The sequence below is a fragment of the Ignavibacteriota bacterium genome (assembly GCA_016716225.1).
Classification (GTDB): Bacteria; Bacteroidota; Ignavibacteria; order Ignavibacteriales; family Melioribacteraceae.
Genome location: JADJWT010000001.1, coordinates 2,994,801 through 3,020,123, shown reverse-complemented (window position 1 = coordinate 3,020,123; position 25,323 = coordinate 2,994,801). Strand labels below are relative to the sequence as shown.

Genomic DNA, 25,323 nt, shown 5'->3' with positions numbered 1-25,323 from the left:
TAGAAATTTCTTTAACAAAATGGAACAAAATGTATTTTTTAAGCATCTAATAACAAAAGGGAGAAAACAAAATGGCAAATACATTCCAAATGAATTTTAATGAGTTTTTATCAAAAATTGAAGACTTAATTAAAGAAGGAAATTTGAGACGAATTATTGTTAGAGATCAACATGGAGAAAAATATTTGGAGGTTCCACTTTTAGTTGGCGCAATTGGATCTTTAGCTGCGCCATATATAACGCTTATAGGAGTTTTAGCTGGAGTTATGGCAAAATTTTCTGTGGAAATTATCAAAAAAGATGAAAGCCAAACTTCAGAAGTTTATGAAGTAAAAAAGTAATTTATTAGAAAACTAAATCGCAAGCATCCGGCGGCATCCAGTGCGGATCTTTTCCATCCCACTTTACGTTACAGCCAATTGGATTTGTTATTTTTTTTGTAATTTCATTTCCGCTTGTTAATTCATCAAGCGCATTTTCTAAATCATTACTTGTAATTAATTGTGGATTTCTCGGATTATCAACTCCCCTTCCCGTATATTGTAATTTTCTCTCTTTATCAAAAACGAAAAAATGTGGAGTGCGTAAAGCACCGTATTTTATTGCTATTTCTTGAGTTTCATCACGCAAATAAATCCACGGAAAATTTTTCTCATTCATTCTAATTATCATATTTTCAAAACTATCTTCTGCGTAAGTATTTTTACTGTTAGAATTTATTCCAACAAATCTTACATTTTTCTCAGCAAATTTTTCTGCGGTATTTCTTGTAATTTCATCAGAGTTAATAACATAAGGACAATGATTACATGTGAAAAATATTACTAAATATTCATCTGTAAATTGTGATAAAGAATAATTTTTTCCATCTGTTGCCGGAAGAAAAAAATCCGGGGCTATTTTACCCAATTCTAAAGTAAATGACATTATGATTCCTTTCCTAAACTATTTTAATTTTACTTAACCAATTCTGATATTTCAAAAGAAATATCAGAAGAAGTGTTAGAATTATTTTTTAACAAACTTTCAAAATAATCTTGTTCAACATTATTAATTTCTATTGCACTTTTAATCCATTGCAATTCATGCAAATGAAGATCATCATCAATTAAAGCAATGCTTACAGCATCTTTAATAAATTTTTGTGCAATTTTTTTTGATGAAAATTTCGGTGGTTCAAAATTTATAAAATTATTTTCGAGTAAATTATTTATAGATTCATTAACAAAATTTTCTTCAAATCCGAAAAGTTTACCAAGATTTAATATTTTATTTTTTTCTTCATTGTGAATTATTCTGTCTTGCCCAACTAAAACTAAAAGCCCTCTAAAATAATTACTTTTATCTTGAATTGTGATTTGCAAAGTTACTCCAATAAATGATGTGTGAGTTCATTCTATTACAAAACTACTAAAACTTTGTTCCGATAAAAATAGAAAAAGGACTGATTTTTTAAAGTTAACTTCAGTCCTTTATTTAGTAAAAATAATGGTTAACTATTTTGTAATTCCAACAGCTAATTCCCAATCAAAATAAGATTCTAAATATTCATAAATTGCAGCAAAATAATTAAGCTGAGCTTGATCATAACCAACACTTGCATCTTTCAATTCCAACTGAGTTGCTAATCCATTTTCCGAACTTATTTTCGCAATATCAAATGCTTTTTTTGCAATTTTAAAAGTTGTTTCTGCAGATACAATTCTGTTTTCAGCTTCTTTCAATTTTAAATCCAAATTTTTAATTTGAATAAAAATTTCATTTTCAGTTTTTGATAATTTTAATTCAGATTGCTCAGCTTCAATTCTTGCCTTTTGAACTTTTGCACTTGTATTCCATCCGGTAAATATTGGAATGTTCAAAGTCAATCCGGCAATTAAATAATTATTAACTCTATCAAATTGAAAATAATCAGATTGCGAAGAAAATTGATATGCAAAACTTGCGTAAAGTGAAGGTAAATGACCAGAATATTCAACATCAACATTTGTCTCGCGTAAATTCTTTTCCCAAAGCAAAGCATTATAATCCGGACGATTTATTAAAACATCTTGAAGTTCTAACATTTGAGGTTTATCTTCAACTTTGTTGAGCTCACCAATAATTTCAAAATTTTCCTCTGGTTTTAATCCAGCTAATAATTTCAAACTATTAACAGCCAAATTATAATTTCTTTCCGATTGTGTAACCAAAGGAATATTATTTTGCCAACGAACTTCTGCTTGAAGCATTTCAAATTCCGAAGCAAGTCCGGTATCATACTTCTTTTTCATAAGTAAATAATTTTCTTCTGCATTTTTAGTAGCTTCTTTATTCACTTCATGAACTTTCTTTAATAATAAAGTTTGATAAAAAGCTTTTTTACTTCCGTTAAGAATTCCTTGCAGAGTTGCATCAAAAACATAATCAGTCAATTTCTGATATTGTTCAGCTGCTTTAATTGCATTGAAAACAGAAAAATTGAATACTTGCTGAGATACAATTGCTTGTGCACTAAATTCGTTCTTATAATTAATTTTAAATTTTGATGGAGCTCCGGTTGATTCACCCATCAATGAACCAAAATCAACAAATAAAAATGCATCTTTTAAATTTCTATTATAACCAGCTTTTGCAGAAATTTGTGGATAAGCATTAGCTCTAGCTTGCGCATCTTGAGTTTCAGCAATTTCCAAATCTTTAATGGCAATTTGAATATCTTTATTATTTTTTTTCACTAAATCCAAAAAAGAATTTATATCATAAGTTTGCGCATTAAATTTTGCGGCAAAAATAAATGTGAATATTATTAATAATTTATTTTTCATTTTTTACCTCAACAACTTTTTTTTCTCTGTGAACTAATTCCAAAACAGCTGGTATTATGTACATTGTTAAAATTCCGGAAACAATTAATCCGCCAATACTTACAACGCCGATTGGCTGTCTAAATTCTTTTCCGGCAGAACCAATTCCCAAAGCCATAGGAGCCATACCAAGAACAATTGCAATTGTTGACATTAATATTGGTTTTAATTTTGTAGGTGCTGCTTCCAATAAAGCTTCTTTAACGGACATTCCTTTTTTGATAAAAACATTTGTATAATCTAAAATTAAAATTGCATTGTTTACCACAATACCAATTAACATAACTATTGCAAGCATTGCCATAACGCTTAAATTTAATCCCGAAATATACATTGCTAAAAACACACCAATAAGTGCAAGTGGAATTGTGCCCAAAATCATCATCGGTTGTGTAATACTTTCCAAAATTGCAGCTAAGAGCATAAATGTTAAAATAAATGCAATCATAAATGCAAAACCCATATCCATTATTGCTTGGCCCATCATTTCTGCAGCACCGGACCATTTAACTGAATATCCGTTTGGTAAATTTGTTTTTTCAATTTCATTTTCTATTGAATTTGTTATATCACCGAGTGCATAACCGGTTGCAACATCTCCCGTAAATTGTATTGTTTTTGCTTTATCACGATGTAAGATTCTGCTGTATCCATCTGTAAAATTAATTTCTGCAAGTTGATTCATTTTAAATTTTCCAGCTCGTGAAACAATTGTTAAGTTTCCAATTTTTTCCGGTGAATCAACTGATTCATCGGCAAGTGTTACGCGGATATCATATTCCTCACCATTTTCAGAATATTTAGTTGTGGTTAATCCTTCCATACTAGCGCGCAAAGTCATTGCCAAATCATAAACTGTTAATCCAGAATTTGCCAATTTTGTTCTCTTTGGAATTAAAGTAATTTCCGGTTTTCCCGAACGAGAGCTTGTATTTAAATTTGTTAATCCCGGAATATTTTTCATTCGTGCAAACAAATCTTGTTTAATTTCTTCAAGTTTAGAATTATCAACACCTTTTAAGAAAAATGTAATTGGTGGCTCACCGCTGCTTCCGGCACTTTGTACAGAAGATATTCTAAACATAGCGTTAGGAATTGTTGATAATTCACTCATATAATTACTAACCATATCTTTTGTAGAAATTGATCTTTGTTCTGCTGGAACTAATTCAATTTTCATCAACGCAATATTAGTTCCTTGATCAAGATCGCTAATCTTTCCCATTTGAGTAAGAACATGTTTAACTTCTTTGTGTGATGTTATTCTTTTTTCGGTTTCATTCAATAAATTTGCAGTTTCTTCCAAATTATATCCTTGCGGAAGTTCAACTTGAATATTTATCATTCCTTCATCCAGCGACGGCATAAATTCAAAACTTAATTTTGATGCAACAAATAAACTGAAAAAGAAAAACAAAATGGATATTGTAATTGTGATTGCACTATTTACTCTATTTTTAATTACAACAGCTAACATTTTTTTATAAGTAACTTCCCAACTTTTAAACATCTTTTCTAACATTTCACCAATTTTATGTTTTTTTGTATCACGTTCGGGCAATATCAATGATGCTAACATTGGAGTTAATGTAAAAGAAACAACAATTGAAAATATTGTTGCAAAAGTTACAGTTAATGCAAATTCTCTAAAAAATTGTCCAATTAAACTTGACATATTTGCAATCGGTACAAATACAACAATGTTTGTCATTGTAGATGCAATTACAGCAACAAATACTTCCGAAGTTCCTTTTGCAGCGGCTTCCTTTCTATTGTTGCCCATATCTTTATGACGGAAAATATTTTCCAAAACAACAATTGAGTTTGCAACCAAAGTTCCAATTGATGTTGATAATCCCATCAAAGACATTACGTTAAGAGAAAATCCGGATAAATCCATTAATAAAAATGTAGAAATTATTGAAAACGGCATTGATAACGCAACAATTATTGTTGAACGAATATCATGCAAGAAAAATAGAAGTACTAATGCTGTAAGAATAATTCCCATCCAAATGTTACCAAGTGTGTCTTCAACAGAAGCACTTATAAATTCTGATTTATCAGTTATTACTTCCAAATTAATTCCCTTTGGAAGTTCTTCTTTTAATTGAGGTAAAAGTTCATAAACTGATTTTGCAAGTTCAACAGTATTTCCATCAGCAGCTTTAATTAAGGATAAGAATACAACATTTTCATCTTTGGTTTTTGCAATGTTATTTAAGTATGTACTTCGTATTCTTATTTCTTTCCCATCATCTTTTACATTTGCCAATTTGCCTAATTCTTTTGGTCCGAATAAAGTTTGAATTTGGAGTTTTTTCATTTCATCAATTGAAGAAAATTTTCCTTTTACACGTGAAGAATATTCTTGTGATTCCCTTTGAATTTGTCCGCCAGGAATATCCATATTTTCTGCACTTAGCAATTGATTTAATTGTGGAAGTGAAAGCACATTTTGATATACAATTCTATTATCAAGCTCAACACGAATTTCTCTCTGCTGACCGCCGAGAATATTTACATTTCCAACACCATCAATTTGAGAAAATCTATCTTTTAATTTTTTCTCGGCAATCTCATAAAGTTCAATTGGAGATTTATCGCCAGAAATAACCAAATCGACTACTGGTTGTGCACCAAAATCAATTTTTTTAATTACTGGAGTTTTTATATCAGTTGGTAAATTGCTGATTATTCCATCAATATTATCTTTCACTTCTTGATTTGCAATATCAATATCTTTATCAAGTTCAAATTCAACAACAACAATTGAAACTCCTTCTAAAGAATAAGAAGTTAATGATTTAATTTGACTTACAGATGAAACAGCATCTTCTATTTTTTTCGAAACTTGAGTTTCAATTTCTTGAGGACCAGCACCTGGATAAATAGTTTGAATTGTTACATATGGAATATCAACATCCGGCATTAAATCCAACTTTAGCGAAAAGTAAGAAATTGTTCCGAACAGCACCAGAACCAATAAAAACATGCTCATCATTATTGGTCTATTTATAGATAAATCAGAAATTTTCATTACGTTCTCCTAATTAATAATCTTAACTTTTGAGTTGTTATCTAAAAATGTCTGACCTTCTGTTATAACTTTTTCGTATTCATTTATTCCCGATAATATTTCAACATTAATACCGCTTGATTTACCAACTTCAACTTTTTTCAGTACAGATTTTCCATCTTGAAAAACATAAACATAAAAATCATTTCCTTTTTTAATTAAATCTTTTCTTTCAAGAGTAATTGATTCTGAACCAGTTTCTTCATTCACAATTGTAATATCTGCGGTAATTCCTGCCTTAAATTGAGCATTAGGATTTTCAAAAATTATATCTGCATTAAATGATTGTGTCATCGGATCCATTGCCATATCAACTTGTGAAATTATTCCGGAAATTTTCAAACCTTGCCATTCTGCATAAGCTTTTCCACCTTTTCTAACATCATTTATTTCTTCTTCAGAAACTTGAATGCTAGCTTTAAGTTTGCGTAAATCAGCAACAGTTGCAAGAATAGTTTCTTTTTTTACATCTTCAGATTCGACAACTGAAACTTTTGTTACATAACCGGTTATTGGCGCAAGAACATTTACAACTTTTCGAACAGTTTCCCAATTTGCTTTGTTTACTTCATATTGAGTTTTTACATTATCCAAATTTTGTGCAGAAACTCCGCCAACATCATGCAAAGTCTTGTACCTTTCATAAGTACTTTTTGCATTTTCATATGCTGATTGAGCTTGAAAATATTGAGTTCCTGGAGCATCAGCTGGGAATGTAAAAAGGATTTGATCTTTTTTTACAAAATCGCCGACTTTAGTTAAAACTTTTTCAATTCTTCCTCCCATGCTTGCGCTTGCAGAAGATTCTTCAATTCCGGATAAAATTGAATTGTAAGTAAGCTCTTTCGTAAAATTAGATTTTACAACTTCTTTAACTCTAACCGGAATTCCTTCTTCCTTATAAATTTGTTCCATATTTTTTGCTTCTTTTTTTTCTGTTGCACAACCGGAAAAGAAACTTATTCCGATTAGCACTACTGAAAACAATAAAATAATTTTTTTCATTAATTCCTCTGTTTAGATTATTTGTTAATTGCAATTCCGTTTAATAAAACTTCAATTTGATTTTTTGCCATTTCAGTTATAGGAAAATCCATTATTCGCTTAAACCAAAGCATAGATAATCCTAAGTGAAATGTCATAATTATTATTGCAAGATTTTCTGCATTAATATCTTTTCTAATTTTTTTTTCTTGTTGACCTTTATTAATTATCTCAAAAATTCTGTCCTTATGATTCTTCAAATCATTGTGAAAACAATCTCTAATTATTTCATCATGATGAATAATTGATGCAAATTCAATTTTAAAAAATAATTCTTCTACATCTTTAAAATCTTCATCATTTTCAAAATGTTCATAAACTTGCAAAAATCCCTTGCGAATAATTTCAATCGGATCTTTTTCTTTATAGACAAGTTCATCAATAATTTTTTGAATTCTTTCTCTATTATTTTGATGAATTGCTAAAAGAATATCCCGCTTATTTTTGAAATAATGATAAATAGCTCCACGTGTTACATTTGCTTCAGACGCAATATCCTCCAAACGAGTTGCACTGTAACCGTTTTTAATAAAAACTTTTATTGCAACTTTCTGAATTTGGAGTTTTGTAAATTCTGCTTCTTCTTTTGTTTTTTTCATTTTAACTAAAAATTTTTGATGCAAATTTACATACATTCATGTATGTTTGTCAAATTTTATTTTATAAATAATGATTTAAATCGTTTTTATCCGATAATGTTTTATTTTTTAGTTCATATTTTCTTCTAATTGATAAAAAGAAAAAGGATTTTTGTGAAATTTTTAATCGGAATATTTGCATTTATAATTTTTAATAGTTTTCAAATTGCACAATCAAATGATTCTACAATATTCATAAATGGAATTATTCTTGATTCGCAAACTAATGAGCCACTACCCTTTGCAAATATTGGAGTTAACAATTCTTCTTTGGGCACAAGTTCTGATGCAGATGGAAATTTTTCGATTAAAGCTAATTCACAATCGGCAGAATTAATTTTCAGTTATGTTGGTTACAAAACTTCAACAATAAAATTGGAAAATCTAAAAAGTGATGAAATAAATTTTATCTTCCTTAATCCGATTAGTATAAATCTTCAAGAAGTTACAGTCTTTTCAAATTCTTTAAACCCAAGTGAATTAACTCAGCTTAGTAATTTATCTTTACAATCCGAAAGAATAAGAGAAATTTCTTCTGCAATGCCGGATATTTTAAGATCTGTACAAGCTCTTCCGGGAGTTGTTGTAAATAATGAATTCAAAGCTGATTTTAATGTGCGCGGCGGAAATCAAGATGAAAATTTAGTTTTAGTTAACGGAACTCAAGTTTACGAACCTTACCATATTAAAGAAGCAGCAAACGCAAGTGTTGGAATTTTCAACGTAGATTTGATGAAAAAAGTCGACATAATTACCGGAGGATTTTCTGCAAAATACGGCGATAAAATGAGTTCGGTTTTAAATATTGAATATCGTGAAGGGAATAAAGTAAAATATTCCGGTGCAGCATCTTTAAGTTTAGCTTTTTTAGATGGATATATCGAAGGACCAATTTCAGAAAATAGTTCTTTCATTTTTGGTGTGCGAAAAAGTTATATGGAATATGTTCTTTCTCTAATTGATTACGAAGATATTAAATCTGTAAAACCATCTTTTTATGATTTGCAAGGTGTAGTTTCATATTCACTTTCTCCAAAAAATAAATTGCTGTTTGAGTTTATTCATGCCGGCGATGATTTTTCTTACAAACCGGAAAGAATTTATTCAACCAAAATTGAAAATGAAATAAATACTGCAAATTATTTCAGCACTTTGTTGGATGTAAAAAGTAAAAATATTTTGTCCTCAAAAACTTTACTGAATTTTGAAATTTCTTATTATGATCAAATTGATGAAGAAAATAGATTGTTTAACAGATTTGAAAATATTAATTATAATAACTTTGATAGTCTTCAAACAATTAGATTGACTTATGATAGTTTGCGAATTAAAACTCTCGAGTTCAAATCAGAATTGAATTATCAATTAAATTCATTTTATGAAATTCAAAACGGATTCAGTTTTCAAAATATTAATTACGAACAAAATGCAAATGATTTTTGGACTTACATTGGAAATCGCAATAATACAAATCCCGTAATAAAAGATACTTTAACAAGAATTGGTTCTTATGGAAATGAAAAACCAATTGATGTTAGTTCATATAAATTTGCAGCATATTTGGAAAATATTTTTAGTTTTACAAATTCGTTAACTGTAAATCTTGGCGGAAGAATTGACTATTTTGATATTAACAAAGAATTAACATTTTCGCCAAGAATAAATACAGCTTACAAATTTGAAGACGGTACTTTGCTCAAAGCTGCGTGGGGATTTTTTTATCAATCGCCAATTTATGCTCAACTTTCTTCTTCAGTTTCATCAGATACAAATACACAATCGCAAAAATCAATTCATTACATTTTAGGTTTAGAAAAGCAATTTAATTTTGCCGATAATTATTTTTTCAAACTTAAACTTGAAACTTATTACAAAGATTACAGCAATTTAATTTCATCACAATTTGGAGTTTTTGAAAGATTAACTTATTCAAGGGAAAATGATGCAATTGGAAATTCTAAAGGCATAGATTTATATGCAATTTTAAATTATGATTTTTTTTACGGCTGGCTTAGTTATGGATATATGCAAGCCAATGAAAATAAGTTAAATGATAATTATGGAGAATATCCAAGATACACAAATCAAACTCATACAATTTCTCTTGTTACAAATTTTGCTTTTGGAAATAATTGGAATTTGAGTTTAAAAGCATATTACGGAAGCGGTTTTCCTTATACTCCAAAAACAGCTGTTAAAGATGAGCAAACCGGAATTTGGGATTGGAAATCCGGAGAAATTCATTCTGCAGATTTGCCGGCTTACAAAAGAGTTGATTTAAGAATTAGTAAAATTTTTGTTTTTAATAAATTTAGACTCAATACATTTTTAGATGTTAGTAATGTTTTTAATTTTAAAAATGTGCAAAGATATGAATTTGACAATCCCGGTTTAAGCAAACCAAGTTCAGAAGAAATTTTATTGTGGCCAATAATTCCATCATTTGGAATTAGATTTGAATTTTGATTTTGAATTAAGGTTGAATTAAAACTTTTTCAGAACTCATAATCGGCAAATGGTTTCTGTGTTCAACAACCACATAATAACTTCCTTCATCAACTACAAATGCCAATGGACTTTCCCCATCTAAATCTACAATTGTTCCATTTTCTTTAATGAATCCGGCACGTTGTGCTTTGGTTGATGATTTTGTTTCACCTGAACGTAAAGAAACTAAAACCCAATCAATTACATTTTCCGGAATTTGTGCTACATGTTCAGTACCATCAAAATACCATGGGAAAAGTTTAAATGGTTGATCATGAGGAATTGTAACAAAAAAATTATTATTACTTTGCATATTTGATAATCCGGAATAAGCACCTTCGAGGAAGACTCTAGCATTAAGTTTTGGAAGGATATTTATTATACCATCAAACCAAACTTTTGCCATTTTAGCATAGCCTTTATTGTTTGGATGAAGTTCATCATTCATATCTCCATTTATTCCATTCCCTATTGTTCCCATGATATCGATTTCATAAATAATTTTTGCACTATCTTCCATATCAACCATATGTATTAGGTCGGGATAAGCATTATTTAATGGATTATAAACTCTATCCAATATCATATTTTCAACATTATTATTAAATGTATTAACAAAATTTTTATTTGGAGAACGATCAATAATTCTCGAAAAAATAACATTAATAGGTTTTGCAAGTTTATTTTCAACTCTTGCTATTTCGTCAAGTATTTCTTCTTCATCAATTGAAAATATTCCATCTAATTGTTCGTTACCATTTGTACCAATATGTAATAAAATAATATCAGGTAAATAAGTTTCTAAATATGGTCCAATTGTCAAAGTATCATAAATTCCATACTGATTCATATTTAGAATTCCACTTTGGAGTAAATTTGTTAACTGAGAATCGCGAATCCCTGGGAATCCAGCATTTTCTTCAAAACCCAAGGGTAAGAAATTACTCCCTGCATGTTCACTTCCGATAAAATCAAATGTAATACCTCTATTTGTTAAAAGAACAAATAATGGTAATCTATAACCTGTTCTATCTTCTGGTATTCTAAAATCTGTTTGTCTTGATCTTTTATCAAAAGTAATTGAGTTACCAAGGGGCAATATCTTTAATTTTTTACTATTAGAATTAGATTTTTGTAACTCAATTGATTTAAAATTATTTTGAATGAAAATATTTTTTCTAATTCCTACTATTTTACCTGTATGTGAATTTATAATCCTTAATGAAATTGTTTTTTGCGATAAATTATTTGGAACTTTCCATCCTATGTAACTAATATCTGAATTAATATTATTAAATATTTTTACCCAATTATTAATATTTTCCGAATATTCAATATCTAAAAGAATAGTTTCAGAACTATACCACAAAATACTTTCGCGCTTCCCAGATGAAAATACTTGATTATTAATTGGTGAGATTATATTAAAATTATCATGCTGAATTGAATTCTGTGCGAAACTAATGGATGATATATATAATACAATAGCTAAAAGAATATGCATTACTTTTTAATCTTTAATTAAGATAAAATATCGTATATTTTACTTAAATAAAATGATAAAAATCACATATGAAAATACATTTTATAGGATAGTCTGAAATTTCTTCCAGCTTCCGGAAGAATTGATTTTACTCTTGAAAGATGATTTCTATATTCTTGATCAAAAATGTTATCAACGTTAAAAGAAATGTTATTTATTAAACCATTTAAGGAAAACGAATATTGCAAGAATAAATTATTAACAAAATAACCTTTTGTTGGTTCTTCAAATTCATCAACATTATTTTGTGCCAAAGCCCATTCGTTAGAAACTCCAAAATTTAAATAATCACTTTTATATGTAATTTCAAGCAATCCTTTTAACGGTGGAATTTGAGGTAAATAGCCATCCGATTTAAATTTTCCTTCTGTGAAACTTATAGTGTTTGAAATTTTTAGACAATTGCAAATATTCCAGTCAATTCTATTTTCAAATCCTTGTAAAATTGCTTCAACACCGCTGGTTTGGTAAATTGGAAGAAAAGTTGCATAATTGGTTTCTCCAATATTTCGCGGAATTATATAATTTGTTAAATCATTTCTAAAAAATGTTAAATTGAAATAAAAGTCTTGAAAATTATGATAGATAAAAACTTCTGCTCCAAATCCACTTTCATCTTTTAAATTTGGATTTCCAATTTCAAAGGAATATGCAGCCAAGTGCGGACCTTGAGAAAATAATTCTTCCACAGTTGGCGTTCTTGAAGATTTGCTTAAATTTGTTCCAATGTAAACTATATTAGATATTTCGTATAAGGCAGAAGCTGAAAGTGAATAAGTGTTAAATATTCTTTTTCTAATAAAACCAATTTTTGAATCTGGGTTATTTTTATCTGGAGTAATTTGATCAAAATTATATCTTGCTCCAAATTCGAATTTTATCTTTTTATAATCAAAATTTTCAAATAGATAAGTTGATAAATTATAATGCTTTGAGGGTGGTGTAAACACAAATCCACCAACATTAAAATTTTCATATTCAAAATTTAATCCCAGAATTCCATTTGTAAAAATTGTAAATTTTTTAATATTCAGATCAATTTTACCAATATAATTTTCTATTTCAAATTCTGAACCAATTGCCCCGCTTGATTCATATTCTTTATGACGATAATAAACTCTGCTTAATGCAATTTCAATATTCTCAAAATTTTCATTATCAATTTTTATATCATTTAAAATATTAAATTGATTTTTTTTTATTTCTATATCAACACCTTTTGGGTGAGCTCCAACAAATCCACCAGGAACTCCATAATCTAATTCAAAATTTCTATATGAAATTCCCAAAACACCAAAACTTGGAAAATAACTTCCGGAAAAACTATAATTCAAATTTTCAGAATCCGAATTTTTCAATTTCTTAATTGGAGTTTTTAAATCATTTGTTTTTCTTTTGCTTATTTCCGTTCTAAAAGAAAAATCGGAAATTGGGTATTCTATCATTGCTGAACCAAGAAATCCTTGGTTTACTGTTTCAACATAACTACCAATGGAACCTATTAAATCATCATGCTGAACTTTAGGAATTTCATTTCTAATTGTATTAACAATTCCACCAATTGTTGTAGAACTTTGTGTTAAAATTTTTGGTCCGCGAAGTACTTCAATTCTTTCAATTGTAAATGGATCAATTGTTACTGCATGATCCGGAGAAGTTGCTGATAAATCTACTGTTTTAATTCCATCTTCACTTATAACAACTCTGTTGGAACCTAATCCGCGAATTACTGGTCTTGAAGGAGCTGGTCCCATCGATCTCATCGATAGACCAGCTTCATTTTTTAAAGTTGCAGCAAGTGTTAATCCTAATTGTTTTTGCAAATTTTTTCCCTTTAGAACATTTGATAATTCTCTCAAATCATCAAAAGTTGAGTAGGATTTATAATCAGCAATTACAACCGGATCAAGTTGAATTGTTTTTGGAATTAAATAAAAAACAATTTTCTTATTTGAATTTTCATCAATTGTAATATTTGAAACATTTTCTTCATAACTAATGTGATGAATTGCAAATGTATAAATTCCATAATCCAATTTTGGGATTGATAATTCACCATTATCGTTACACGTAAATGATTTTGATAGTTCTACAATTTTTACAATTGCATTTGGTACAACTTTATTGTTTTCTGAATCAAGAACAATAATGTGTATATTTACATTTTTGCCAAAGGTTGTACTTTGTACAGCAAAAACTAATGATGTAAATAAAAATATTTTTATATAAGTTATCATTACTTTACAATCAAAGGAATTAATCCCGATCTATAATCATTGTGACCTTCATGAACAATAAATAATTCCAACGTAGTCGTACCGGGTTTTAATCCATTTAAATGAAATTCAAAACCTCCTTCTTCACCTTCATGCTGCCACCAACTTGCAATTGTATTTTCACCAATTTCATAACTAAGTTTTATATTTTCATTATTCGGTGGATTTATAATATTTTCATTTTCATCATAAAATTTAACTTCAAAGTGGTCTGATAATTCCCCATTATTTATTTGTAATGTATCATCTGTTCGACCTCTTAAAATTGATACTACAACTGCTCCAGTCGCATCATAAATTATAGTTCCAATTGCCTCAAAATGATCTTCTGCCGGAGTTATCGGATCATCATCTTTGCAAGAAATAAAGACTAATAGAAAAGAAAAAAATAATACACTTTTAAAAAAATGATTTTTCATGGCATCTCCTTTTTAAATTAAATAAGTTAAAGTTTGTTGACTTACTTAATTTGTTGGAGGTGCTCTTAATTGGTTGGATTTATAATTTAATGATTTGTAATGTGAAGATTCGTATTCACAAATTCTATAATTTGATATATTATTTAGATCACTAAATGATGTACTAGTAAAATCAATTCCAATAGAATTATTAAAACTATGAATGGTACAATTTAGTGAACTATCTAAAAACGGATCGTGATGATTATTATTTTCGGTTGAAACTGAGTTTGGGGAATTTAAAATAAAATTAAATTCATGCGAATGAGTAAACGATAGGAATAAAAACGATAAAAATATTCCTAAAAATAGAATTGCAGATTTTTCTTTTATTTTAAAAGGATTAAATGTCATATTCAAATTTAGTTTTTTTTCTCTAATAAAACAATGCAGTTTAAGATAAACAATTTCAATTATATAATAACTTGAAATTTCTAAAGTTTTAAATCGAAGAATTTTTTATTTGATTAGTATCATCTTATTTGTGACAACAAAATTGCCCGCCTGGAATTTGTAGAAATATATACCAGTCGGTAATCCCGAGCCATTGAATTCAACTTCATAATTACCCGGCTTTTGTTTTGTGTTTACTAATGTTTTTATTTCAATTCCTAACAAATCATATACAATTAAAGAAATCTTCACATTGTCATTTTCAGTTAAGTGAACTTGTGACGAGAAATCGCTCAGTTTTTTCATTTCGTTAGGTATAACTGAATTAAGTGGAATTGTATACTTAATATTCGTTACCGGATTAAACGGATTTGGATAATTTTGCTCAAGTTCAAATTTATAATTTGTTAATTCCGAAATATCAATAGAAGTTTGTGAATCTAATTTCAATATTTTTAATCCTTGCTCATTATTTGCAATAAATATATATCCGCTATTAATTTGAATTCGTTTCCCAATATCATTAAGCGAAAATGTTGTAATTAGATTTAATTCATTCTTATTATAAACTAATAATTCATTGTTAGTAGTAACATAAAGATTCACATCATCTGAAATTAAATCATTTGGATTACTAAACATGTTCACACTATTAATATTTGATGGAATAACTGAATCAGTAATATCAAGTAGATATAGAAATTCGGAATCTGCCACATACGCAAATTGTTCTTCAGCATAAATTAAATTTGAATTTTCTAAAAATCTTCCATGCAATTTTGGATTTTGCGGATCTTCAATATCAATTACATACAAACCTTGTGCCCACGAACCAATAAATGCAAAAGTTCCTTCAACATCAAATCGTGTTAGTCCTAAAGTAGATTCCGGAAGTGAAAATTTTCCCAGAGTTTTTATTTCATTATTGCTTACATCAAAAACATAAAAATCATATGAAGCAATTGCATAAAGGAAATTATTCTCAAATAATAAATCATTAACTATTGCATCTAATTTTATTGAAGAAATTGAATCCGGATTTAAAGGATTGCTTATATCAAAAGCAAATATTGTTCTATTATTTGCGACAAAAATTTTTTCAGAATTTCCCGTAATATCTTCACTAATAAATAAAGAGTTGAGTTTGAATTCTCTTTTTAATTCTGGATTACTTATTGTAGAAATATCAATAATTTGAATTTTATTTTCGTTAGTGAGGAATACGTAATTATTTTCAACAAAAAGTGATGTAATTTTTCCGCTTGAATTCCATTGCCCGATCTGAATTATTTCTTCATTTGAAGTTTTGTGAAATAAATTATTATTCTGTGCAAAATTTGCTTTTACAGTAATTATAAAAAGTAAAAATAGAATTTTCAAATTCATAAAAATTAAAATATCATTTTATAATTGAATTCCAATAACCATCAACAATTGGTTCGGCAAGTCTATTAAAACCAACTTTCATAAGCTGCAGAGAACTTCCTTTTGATTTTTGCGAACTGTTAATTTGCAGAGTATCGAGCATTTCATAATTAATATAAATATCATATTTCGATTTTAACAAGTTCAAATCATTATTAATTTTTTCTTTAATATTTACATTTGAGTTTTCTGCAACGTAATTTTTCATTATTTCCTCAAAAGCAAATTTGGAAGTCCATTTCATAAATTGATGTTCAAACCAAAGTAATTCATCATAATTTTTATTTTCAGCTTCAAGCTGCATAAAATAATCTCTGATTGAAATTCCCAATAAAAAATTTAAATGATTTTTAAATTGTTTTTTTGTTTCAAATTCATCAGAAATTTTATCCCAGTAAAAATATTTTTCAAATTCACCGAGAGTAAAGTTACCTTCATTGTAACTTACCAAAGTAGAATCTTTATAAAATAAATATTTTTGCACAGAAGGATATTTCAAATTTGATTTCGTCCATTCAAAATAATTTTGAGTATTTTTATTCTGTGAATTATGCCAATCAATAATAGCTTCGGCCCAAATATTAAATACATGCGCTTTTGTTTTAATATTTTTCGGCGTCATTAGTTTATCAACATACTTTGAAACACCATCTTGAAGTTTAGAATTATAAAGTACTTTTTGAAATGATGGAGCTTTGCTTAAATATTCTTCATTTCTTATTGCTTCACGTCTAATATCTAGCATCTGAAAAATGTAAAACATATTATCAATAAAAATTGGATCTGAAAATTTATTAACCGGAAGATCTTTTATTGCGTTAAATGTTTCTTCTGGAATATCAATCCATGATTTGTAATCTGATATATATTTTGTAAAATCAAAATGAAAATCTGATTTTATTGTGCTTAATTTTCTAAATGTTCCCTCAATTCCATTTTCTTCAAACATCTCTTTGATAATAACAGCATTATTAAAATCATTTTCCGGCCAGAAAAAAAACTTAAAACTTACTTTTGATTTATTAATTGCTTCGTTAATTTCTTGTTTACTAACTTTAATGTTTTTCTTTACATCATTTTCAATTATACTTTCTAATAATAATTCCCTTCTAATTTTTTCTGTTTGATATTTTACCTCCGGAGAGAGACTTAGGTTTTTTGATTCAGCATCTAGCGCAAATAAATATTCATTTATCATTAATTGCAGATAATTCTTTTTCTGTTCTTGAATTGTTTTTCCAATTTTTAAGTGCGGGAAACCAAATTCAAAGTTCAATAAAAAATCTTCAGATGTAATAATTTTGTTTTCAACTTTTGCAAGGATTTCAAGATTTGAGGCACTCCGATTGGTGAAAATAATTACCAATATAGAACATAAAACGATAAGACTTAAAGAAATTAATGTATTTTTTTTTGTCAGATATTTGTTAAAATTCATTTACGCTTTGTAAAATATTTTTTCAATAATTTACCTACAAAAAAAAAATTAAAAAACAATTCCAACAGAAAATCTTTGCGCATTTTTTAAATTTCCCCAATCTGCCCAAGAATAATCGAATCTTGCTCCAAAACCACTTTCAGAATTATAATAATCAATTCCTGCACCTAAAGTTAAACCGTCAACTGATGTATCATCAAAAAGATTTTGATAACCGGCTCTTACAAAAAACATATTTGTAAAACCATATTCCAATCCAACATTTACAGCTTCCGGAGAGTGACTTGGGTGAAGTAAATCAGCAGCAAAAATTGCATTTCCAAAATCATCAAGATTTAATTCATAAGAAATACCTGCACGAAATAATATTGGAAGTGGATATGAATCAGTTTTTAATTGTGCAGGTGCTCTGTCAAAATTTTCAACTTCTTCATCGGGATCAATAGTTGAATCCAAATCTCTTCCTTCAAATTTTACCCCGGTACCAAAATTTGCCATACTAAAACCCAAACGCAAACCTTTTAATTCTGTGTTATAGAATATTCCAAAATCGAGAGCAAATGCATTTGCAGATTCATGCCAAATTCGTGAAGTTAAATATTTTGCAGAAAGTCCAAACGAAAATCTATCGGTAACCGCGGTAGCCCAAGAAAGTGCAACAGAAAAATCTCGCGCATCATACATTTCTCCGGTACCGGTTGGACGTTCAACAGTTCTTACAGCTTGTTCATCAAATCCTAAAGTTACAATACTTAACGCCATTGATGAATTAAATTGTGGCAGCGGAATAACGCCGCTCAATGATTGAAGTTTGGAATCCAAAAACCATTCATTATGGCTAATTTCTACTTGAACTTTATCCGCCCAAACAATTCCTGCCGGATTCCAATATGTAGCCGAAGCATCATTTGCAACAGCTACAAAAGCGCCACCCATTCCCATTGCTCTTGCACCAATTCCTATTTCTAAAAAAGTCATAGAAGCTGTGCCAATACCGTCAACATTAGTTGAGGTCTTAACGGGATTTTCACCGGCAATAATAATATGGATTGATATAATAGTAAAAAAGATAACTTTATTTATATTTGTAATAATTTTCATATAAATTCCAGTAAAATTATTATTTAATAATTGCAAATCTACCAGTACTTTGCCCAATTCCCGGAGCTTTAACAACAAAGAAGTAAATTCCAGGAGCAATTTCTAATCCATCTTTTGTCCTCAAATCCCAAGACATTCGTGCATTCGAATTTGTTGAAGAATGAAATAATTCTCTCACAAATCTTCCAGAAGTTGTATAAATTTCAATAGAACACTCATTTGGTAAATTCACAAAATCAATTCTTCTATCACCTCTTCCTTCATCAACATTTATAACTTTTCTTTCAAGTGAACTAACAGCTATATATGGATCCGGAACTACATAAATTTTATTGAGTTCTTTTTTAACTTTACTTGGTTCAATATAATTTCCAGTTAATGTAAAAGTAAATTTGTCATTTCTATCAAATGGTTTTTTACTAGTAATTTTTAAAACGTCACCTTCTTCTGGATATTTAATCTCCCCAGCTTCCAAAGTATCAAAACCCGGAACATTTATATCAAAAAACCAAGTTCTTTGCGCTTGATTATATTTAGAAACCAATTGAAGTTTATCTCCGTGACTTAAACTGCCTTTTTGTTAGCAGTTTGATTTCCATCTCTAAATCGAAAGTCAATTTTAAATGAGCTATCCGGATTTGTAACATCCCATACTTGAAAATTTGTTGGAGTAATATTTGAATACACTGAAGTATCCGCCCCAGCACCAGTAATCGTATCAACTGGTGCAAATACTCTAATTTCATAATCTCGAGCAACCATGTCACTTCCTAATTCTAGTGTGCTTGAAGTAACTTTTAAATTCGAATTTCCTACAACCCACTCAGCAGTATTAAATGCAACTGAATCATTATTTAATTTTATTCTAAAACCATCCGCAATAAATTCATCAATTTTTTCATTTTTATCTGGATCATCAATGCTGTTTATAATTGAATTTGTAGTTTCATTAAAAATTATTGCTCTGGTAGTATGACCAGTAAAAGAACTATCATATTTTTTTTGAAGTCCATCATCAGTAAATCTGACTGAATAAGTTGTATTAGATTTTATTTCCTTTGGACTAAAAATTTCTATTTCAACTTGTCCGGTTGCAAAACCAGAAATTTTTTCAAAACCTTTTTCACTTAATGATGGTTCAACCCATCCAGCTGGATATTCATTCGGTGTAACAATAACTGTATTTTTATCAGTCTTAACTGCTCTTCCTAATAAATCTGTTTGAATAATTGCCGAGCATTCAGTTGGAGATGCATTTACCAATCCTTCTTTTGAAGAAATATTCGGATAAAATGAATCATGATAACCTTGATCAACTGAAACAACGGCGTAATAATAGGTTCTTCCATTAGTAACATCTGTATCTTCGTAGAAATGTTTTAATCCGCTGTCAGTTCCCATATTATACGAAACACCCAAATTACTTTCTGGTCCCAGTTCAGCACCAATATTTACAGGATGAATTCCTTTTAATCCATCCTTTTTATCAAAGATTGCAACTGGCGACATAAGTATTGGATTATTATAAGCATCCGTAATTGTTTTTATATTATCAAAAGTCGGATCGGTGCTTTTGTAAATATAGTAACATTCGAAATCAAGCCCATAGAGAGGATCTTTTGAAAATTCGGCATCGTTATTCCAATGAAGAATAATTTTCCCATCGCCGGATGTTGCTGACACAATTGGTTTTCTTGGAGGTTTAGAGAAATTATAATCAGCATCGTAAATTACTTGCATTGTTCTTTTATTTCGGAGAATATCAGTTGAATTATTTCCGAAAACCAATGCAATTGCATATCTATGTTTTCTTTCTTCTCCGGCAAATTTAACATAACCGCTTCCATAACTAAATGCTATATCACGTTGATATCCCGGACGAATATTAAAAACTCCAGGTTTGATTTCTACATTCCAATATGTTTCATCATCGCCCATTGTATTATCACAATCTCTTAAATAAAATGAAGTTAATCCAACTTGATCAGATTCATCATTATCTGTAAAATCAAAATTTGGTTCACCTTGATCTGGAATTCCATTTGTTTCTGTTCCATCTGGATCCGGACCAAAATAACCTTCATCATCTGGCCCAAGTCCATCAGAGCCTACATCATTATTAATAGGTTCGTTATCTAAAATTCCATTATTGTTTAAATCTTCTTCAGGTTGTAACGTACCGTCATATTCACCATAATCACTCGTCCCATGAATTCCATCAACTCCAATATCTTCCCAGTCCCAATTCCCATTTAAATTAACATCAACCCAGCCTATCCAATCTCCATCATCATCAATACCATTATTTTGACTTTCATCTGTTCGGCCATCAAGATCATTATCTTTTCCATCAACTAATCCCGGACTTTCCAAGAAAGCAAATCCAAAATATCCAATTGGCAATCCTTGTGTTGAAAGTCCCTTTTTATTAAATGCATAAGTTATGTCATCTATTTCATCAAAATTTGCATCATCACCTTCTAATGATCCCCCTAAATCTGGATCAACATACATTCCAACAGTTGATTTATTTAACTCTTTTCCTTCATTTTCAATATCATAAATCGAAATCATCAAATCCTCTGCAAGTCTGGCCGACCATTGATAATTTCTTACAGATACTTTAACACCTAAACCTCCTCTTCCATTTGGCCAAGGTAATTTAGATTCAGAATCTTCAAATGGAAAATAATTAAATTCATCATTTTCTCTATCATCCATTACATAGTAAGATTCCTGGTCTGCGCGAACATAAGCGCCAAATTCACCATTCCACCTTCCAGATCGAACGCCGGGTCTTTCTTCGCCAGGTTCTCTATCATCACCAGGGTATGAACCAGTTGGCCAATATTGAGGCCATGTTTCTTTTCTATGGCTAATTGCAAACCAGCCAACGCCATTTTGCAAATTTAAATCTAATTGTTCATTTAAATTAAAATCTTCTTCCTGTTGTAAAATTCCATCACCTTCTCCAAAATCTCCAGTATTTGGTGTTTCATCAATTCCGACATCTTCGCTTAATCCTCCCATATCTGGATCAAGTGCTCCCGGCTGATCATTATTAAAATATTTTCCAAGTGGCATAAAAGACCACCAATGTGATTCATCAAGTGATGCCTCAACGCTGCCACGTCTAAAATTATCTGAAACTATATGGATTGTGTCTCCGGATTCGTCTTCAACTTCAGCAGCTACAAAAAAAACTGCTCCATGAAGAATTGGAACGGACTTTGGTCCTTTAGGCCATGCAATTGTTGGAGTGCCGCCAACATAATGATATGATAATAATCCGGAATTTATAACTCCACCGGTAATTAAATTCCCATCATGAACAGTAAATCTAAAATACTTAGCATTTCCTTCAGCTTGAGCTTTTTCAATTTTATTAAAAACTCCAGTATAACCTCTCGATCCGGTAATTGTTTGAGGCTGTAAATAAATTGGTTTGTTTTTTTCTTCATCAACCGATTGTGTAAAAGTAATAATTGAAGTCTGGAATAAAATTATCAAAAATAATTTAGGAATAAATTTATATAGCATAAATTCCAATTCTCCATATTTAAAAATTGAGAGTAAAGCCAAGTCTAATTTTTCTTGGACTAGAAAACCATTGCGGCTTATTATCTATTTCATCAAGAGTGAATAATCCCGCTTGATCTAATCTTTCAACCAAAGTTTCCTCAACATTTGGAAGCCTGGCATTATTATATGCATTTCCTGTTGTTACATAAACAGAATTTTGGTTTAGATGATCAAATAAATTATCAATTTGAATAAAAGCTGTTATTGTTGACCATTCAACATTAAAATCATATCTCGCTTTTAAATCAACACTCCATTGTACCGGTTTGGTATCAGCATTATCATATTCTCTAACTAAAATATCATATTTTTCAACAAATTCGGGGCTATATGGTTGACCAGTCCAATAAGTTCCAATAACAGAAATAAATAAACTATTTGTAAATTTAAAATCCACCAGCGCATTTAGTGTATGTGTCTGATCCCAATCTAAAGGAATAACTTGCCTATCAAGAAATTCTACTGTTTCCCCGCCAATTTGAGTTGATGATTGCACAAGAGCAACATATTCCGGATCCGAAGCACTTCCGTTTGCAGTAGAATATGTGTAATTCAAACTCCCATTTATAAAATCTCTTCCAAAAGCATTGACACCAATTGTTAAACCTTTTGAATTTCCATAATCTCTATTTATAAACCTTCTAAATCTTACATTATCAATTGTTGTTAAATATTCGAGTCCTAAAAGATTATCCATATTTTTATAATAAACAGAAACATCAGCTGTAATTCCGGTAAATATTTGTTGTTGTAACCCTAATTCATACTGAATTGTTCTCTCAGGTTCTAAGTCTGAATTCCCAAGTTTCATATCATTAAGTTGAAGCGGCGTAAGCACATAAATTGGCTCACTGAACATTTTTTCAAAACTTGGCATTTGATAGAAATGACCATAAGCTGCATGGAATGCTCCAGTGGCTGAAATTGGGAAAGATACTCCAAATCTTGGACTTAAATTTACTTTTGTTGAAGCATCCTTGAGATTAATTTCTGAAGCAAGTTGCGATGACTCAACTCTATAATTTTTTGGCACTTTTTCATCCGGAATAAATAAATCCAAACGTAAACCTGCATTTATTATAATTTCACCCAACTCAACTTTATCTTGTAAGTATGCCGCTGCTTCACTCGGTGTTATGGTATAATCACGCCAAAGTGTATATTCATTTTCATAATATTTTCTGTATCTAACAGTATCATAAATATCTTCCCAATTTTTCCAATAATCAACCATTATGTTCCAATAGTCATTAAAAGTTAAAGTAGGGTCCGGATCAAAATTTATCCACTTCTTTGTGTTCCAGTCCGGTGTTGAAATAAATCCCCATGAATATGTATTAACTTGATGCTGTTTATATTCAAAACCCGCTTTAATAAAATTATATTTATCAATTTGCCAATTCAAATCACCATTGATTAAATATTGCTTTCGATAATTTTTTCCATTAGCATTATCATAGAACCCATCAGTATTACCTATTGAAAATCCATCACTTGAATATCCAATTGGTTGAATTCCGGAATCCCCAGGATAAAACGCAATTTTATTCGACTTATCATACCATTCATCATCTCTGTTATACTGATATGACCCGGAAATATTGTAATAAAAATTATCAGTTGGGGTATGTCTTAATGTTAAAAAATGACTGTGGCTATAAGATTGCTTTTTACTTGTTCCATCTGGTTGATATCTTCTTAAATCTTCGTTACTAATTCCACTGCCACCAATTGTTTCAGAATAACCATTTCTTTCTGAGAAATCTCCGAAAGCTTGGTAAGCAATTTTAACTCTTTCAAATGGATAGTAATTAATTTTTATGTTCCCAGAAAATCTGTCGCTTGTTGATAATGGACCCATTGTTCCATCGCCGGTTTTTAAAGAATCGGGGATGTAAATTGCTTGTGATGCATCTGCCTCATCAGCTCTTTGTTCTTTAAACCATCTTTCATATGCAGCAATTTTCCAACCATCTATTGAATTAAAACGTTTCTCATACCAATTTATACTTTCGTAATAATTATATCTACCAACAACTGAAATACCAAGTTTATCTTGAATAATTGGAATGCTAATATTTCCTTGAATATCTCTTTCCGACATTGGATTAATATTGTTTACACCTAAAAAAACATTGCTTTTATCACTTATCCAATCACCGGTAAAAGCATTAATGTTTCCAGTTAATTTTGAAGATATTCCCTTTGTAACAATATTAACCACTCCGGATTGAGCCGAACCGTACTCAGCATTAAACGTTCCGGTTATAACTTCAAGTTGTTCAATCATTGAATTTTCAACCGAAACATTTGATCCGCCATCTTGATTAAAAGCATTTGTAACCGATACACCATCAACAACATATGCTACTTCTCTTGATCTTCCTCCCCTAAAATGAAGTTGGTCTCCATTTTTTACAACTCCCGGTTGTAAAGTAATTACTTGACTCATTTCAGTAACCGGAAGAGCTTGAATCGCATCAGAATTAACAACAGCCGAAGAATATGTTCTATCTTTCTCAATTGGAGGTTTTTCAGCTTTAACAACAACTTCAGAAATTTCAATTGTTGAAATACTAAGTTGAGCATCAACTTTTGTTGTTTTATCAACATTAACAACAACACCTTCTACTCTATAATCTGCATAACCAATAGTTTTGAAAACAATCGTATGTGTACCAGGAGATACATTTAAAATTGTGAAGTGTCCGCTTAAATCCGACGCAGTTCCTTGGGAAGTTCCCTCAATCATTATATTAACACTAGGCAAAGGTTCACCAGTTGTTTTATCAACAACAACTCCGGTTATTTTACCAGTTGTACCAGCAAACAAATTGATAGAAATAAAAAAAAGTACTAAAATAATTAACGCAAGTTCACCAAAAAAAATTCTAATATGCAAATCAACCTCATTGGTTTATTAGAACAAAATAATTTTAATATGCATTTTCTCTGTAAAAACTTTTTTTAAAATCCTCCAAGAATTATATGTTCTTGGAGGACAAAAAATTAA

General features: G+C 29.7%; 18 protein-coding genes. 2 read left to right on the top strand and 16 right to left on the bottom strand.

The window, feature by feature from the left end; genetic code table 11:
• The first annotated feature begins 71 nt into the window (after positions 1-71).
• Entirely contained in the window at positions 72-341 is a 270-nt protein-coding gene (locus tag IPM32_13180) for a DUF4342 domain-containing protein (protein MBK8946203.1), read from the top strand.
• 4 nt (positions 342-345) lie between these two features.
• Here IPM32_13180 and IPM32_13175 read toward each other — a convergent pair whose 3' ends face one another.
• From IPM32_13175 to IPM32_13150, 6 genes are all read right to left on the bottom strand, one after another.
• Positions 346-927 (bottom strand): thioredoxin family protein, encoded by a 582-nt coding sequence (locus IPM32_13175; GenBank protein ID MBK8946202.1) that lies wholly within the window; start codon positions 925-927, stop codon positions 346-348.
• 29 nt (positions 928-956) lie between these two features.
• Positions 957-1,364 carry a TerB family tellurite resistance protein gene (locus IPM32_13170; protein ID MBK8946201.1) on the bottom strand — a complete coding sequence of 136 codons (408 nt, stop codon included), beginning with the start codon at positions 1,362-1,364 and terminating at the stop codon, positions 957-959.
• 132 nt (positions 1,365-1,496) lie between these two features.
• Entirely contained in the window at positions 1,497-2,807 is a 1,311-nt protein-coding gene (locus IPM32_13165; GenBank protein MBK8946200.1) for a TolC family protein, read from the bottom strand.
• Positions 2,797-5,886, bottom strand: a complete 3,090-nt coding sequence (locus IPM32_13160; GenBank protein MBK8946199.1) for an efflux RND transporter permease subunit — start codon at positions 5,884-5,886, stop codon at positions 2,797-2,799. Before IPM32_13160 ends, IPM32_13165 begins: the two co-directional genes overlap by 11 nt.
• A gap of 9 nt (positions 5,887-5,895) precedes the next feature.
• Complete coding sequence (locus IPM32_13155) at positions 5,896-6,930, bottom strand: efflux RND transporter periplasmic adaptor subunit (GenBank protein MBK8946198.1); 1,035 nt, start codon at positions 6,928-6,930, stop codon at positions 5,896-5,898.
• Between the two features lie 17 nt (positions 6,931-6,947).
• Positions 6,948-7,568 carry a TetR family transcriptional regulator gene (locus tag IPM32_13150; GenBank protein ID MBK8946197.1) on the bottom strand — a complete coding sequence of 207 codons (621 nt, stop codon included), beginning with the start codon at positions 7,566-7,568 and terminating at the stop codon, positions 6,948-6,950.
• Between the two features lie 153 nt (positions 7,569-7,721).
• On the opposite strand from IPM32_13150, the gene IPM32_13145 reads away from it, so the two are divergent.
• Entirely contained in the window at positions 7,722-10,073 is a 2,352-nt protein-coding gene (locus tag IPM32_13145; protein MBK8946196.1) for a TonB-dependent receptor, read from the top strand.
• A gap of 7 nt (positions 10,074-10,080) precedes the next feature.
• On the opposite strand, the gene IPM32_13140 is transcribed toward IPM32_13145, so the two are convergent.
• The 10 genes from IPM32_13140 to IPM32_13095 all read right to left on the bottom strand — a co-directional run bounded on the left by IPM32_13140 (position 10,081) and on the right by IPM32_13095 (position 25,212).
• The gene (locus IPM32_13140) at positions 10,081-11,598 is read right to left on the bottom strand and encodes a hypothetical protein (protein ID MBK8946195.1); all 1,518 of its coding nucleotides are present in this window, start codon (positions 11,596-11,598) and stop codon (positions 10,081-10,083) included.
• Positions 11,599-11,660: 62 nt separating this feature from the next.
• Positions 11,661-13,874 carry a TonB-dependent receptor gene (locus IPM32_13135; protein MBK8946194.1) on the bottom strand — a complete coding sequence of 738 codons (2,214 nt, stop codon included), beginning with the start codon at positions 13,872-13,874 and terminating at the stop codon, positions 11,661-11,663.
• Positions 13,874-14,332: a hypothetical protein gene (locus IPM32_13130; protein MBK8946193.1), complete on the bottom strand. Its 459-nt coding sequence runs from the start codon at positions 14,330-14,332 to the stop codon at positions 13,874-13,876. Before IPM32_13130 ends, IPM32_13135 begins: the two co-directional genes overlap by 1 nt.
• 45 nt (positions 14,333-14,377) lie before the next feature.
• The gene (locus IPM32_13125) at positions 14,378-14,731 is read right to left on the bottom strand and encodes a hypothetical protein (GenBank protein ID MBK8946192.1); all 354 of its coding nucleotides are present in this window, start codon (positions 14,729-14,731) and stop codon (positions 14,378-14,380) included.
• Positions 14,732-14,830: 99 nt separating this feature from the next.
• Positions 14,831-16,150, bottom strand: coding sequence for a T9SS type A sorting domain-containing protein (locus tag IPM32_13120; GenBank protein ID MBK8946191.1), 1,320 nt, complete (start codon positions 16,148-16,150; stop codon positions 14,831-14,833).
• Positions 16,151-16,163: 13 nt separating this feature from the next.
• Complete coding sequence (locus IPM32_13115; GenBank protein ID MBK8946190.1) at positions 16,164-17,465, bottom strand: hypothetical protein; 1,302 nt, start codon at positions 17,463-17,465, stop codon at positions 16,164-16,166.
• 210 nt (positions 17,466-17,675) lie between these two features.
• Positions 17,676-18,728: a PorV/PorQ family protein gene (locus IPM32_13110; protein ID MBK8946189.1), complete on the bottom strand. Its 1,053-nt coding sequence runs from the start codon at positions 18,726-18,728 to the stop codon at positions 17,676-17,678.
• A 19-nt stretch (positions 18,729-18,747) separates the two neighbouring features.
• Positions 18,748-19,272: a hypothetical protein gene (locus IPM32_13105; GenBank protein ID MBK8946188.1), complete on the bottom strand. Its 525-nt coding sequence runs from the start codon at positions 19,270-19,272 to the stop codon at positions 18,748-18,750.
• Between the two features lie 20 nt (positions 19,273-19,292).
• Positions 19,293-22,268 (bottom strand): hypothetical protein, encoded by a 2,976-nt coding sequence (locus IPM32_13100; protein MBK8946187.1) that lies wholly within the window; start codon positions 22,266-22,268, stop codon positions 19,293-19,295.
• 19 nt (positions 22,269-22,287) lie between these two features.
• Positions 22,288-25,212 (bottom strand): TonB-dependent receptor, encoded by a 2,925-nt coding sequence (locus tag IPM32_13095; GenBank protein MBK8946186.1) that lies wholly within the window; start codon positions 25,210-25,212, stop codon positions 22,288-22,290.
• Positions 25,213-25,323 lie beyond the last annotated feature (111 nt).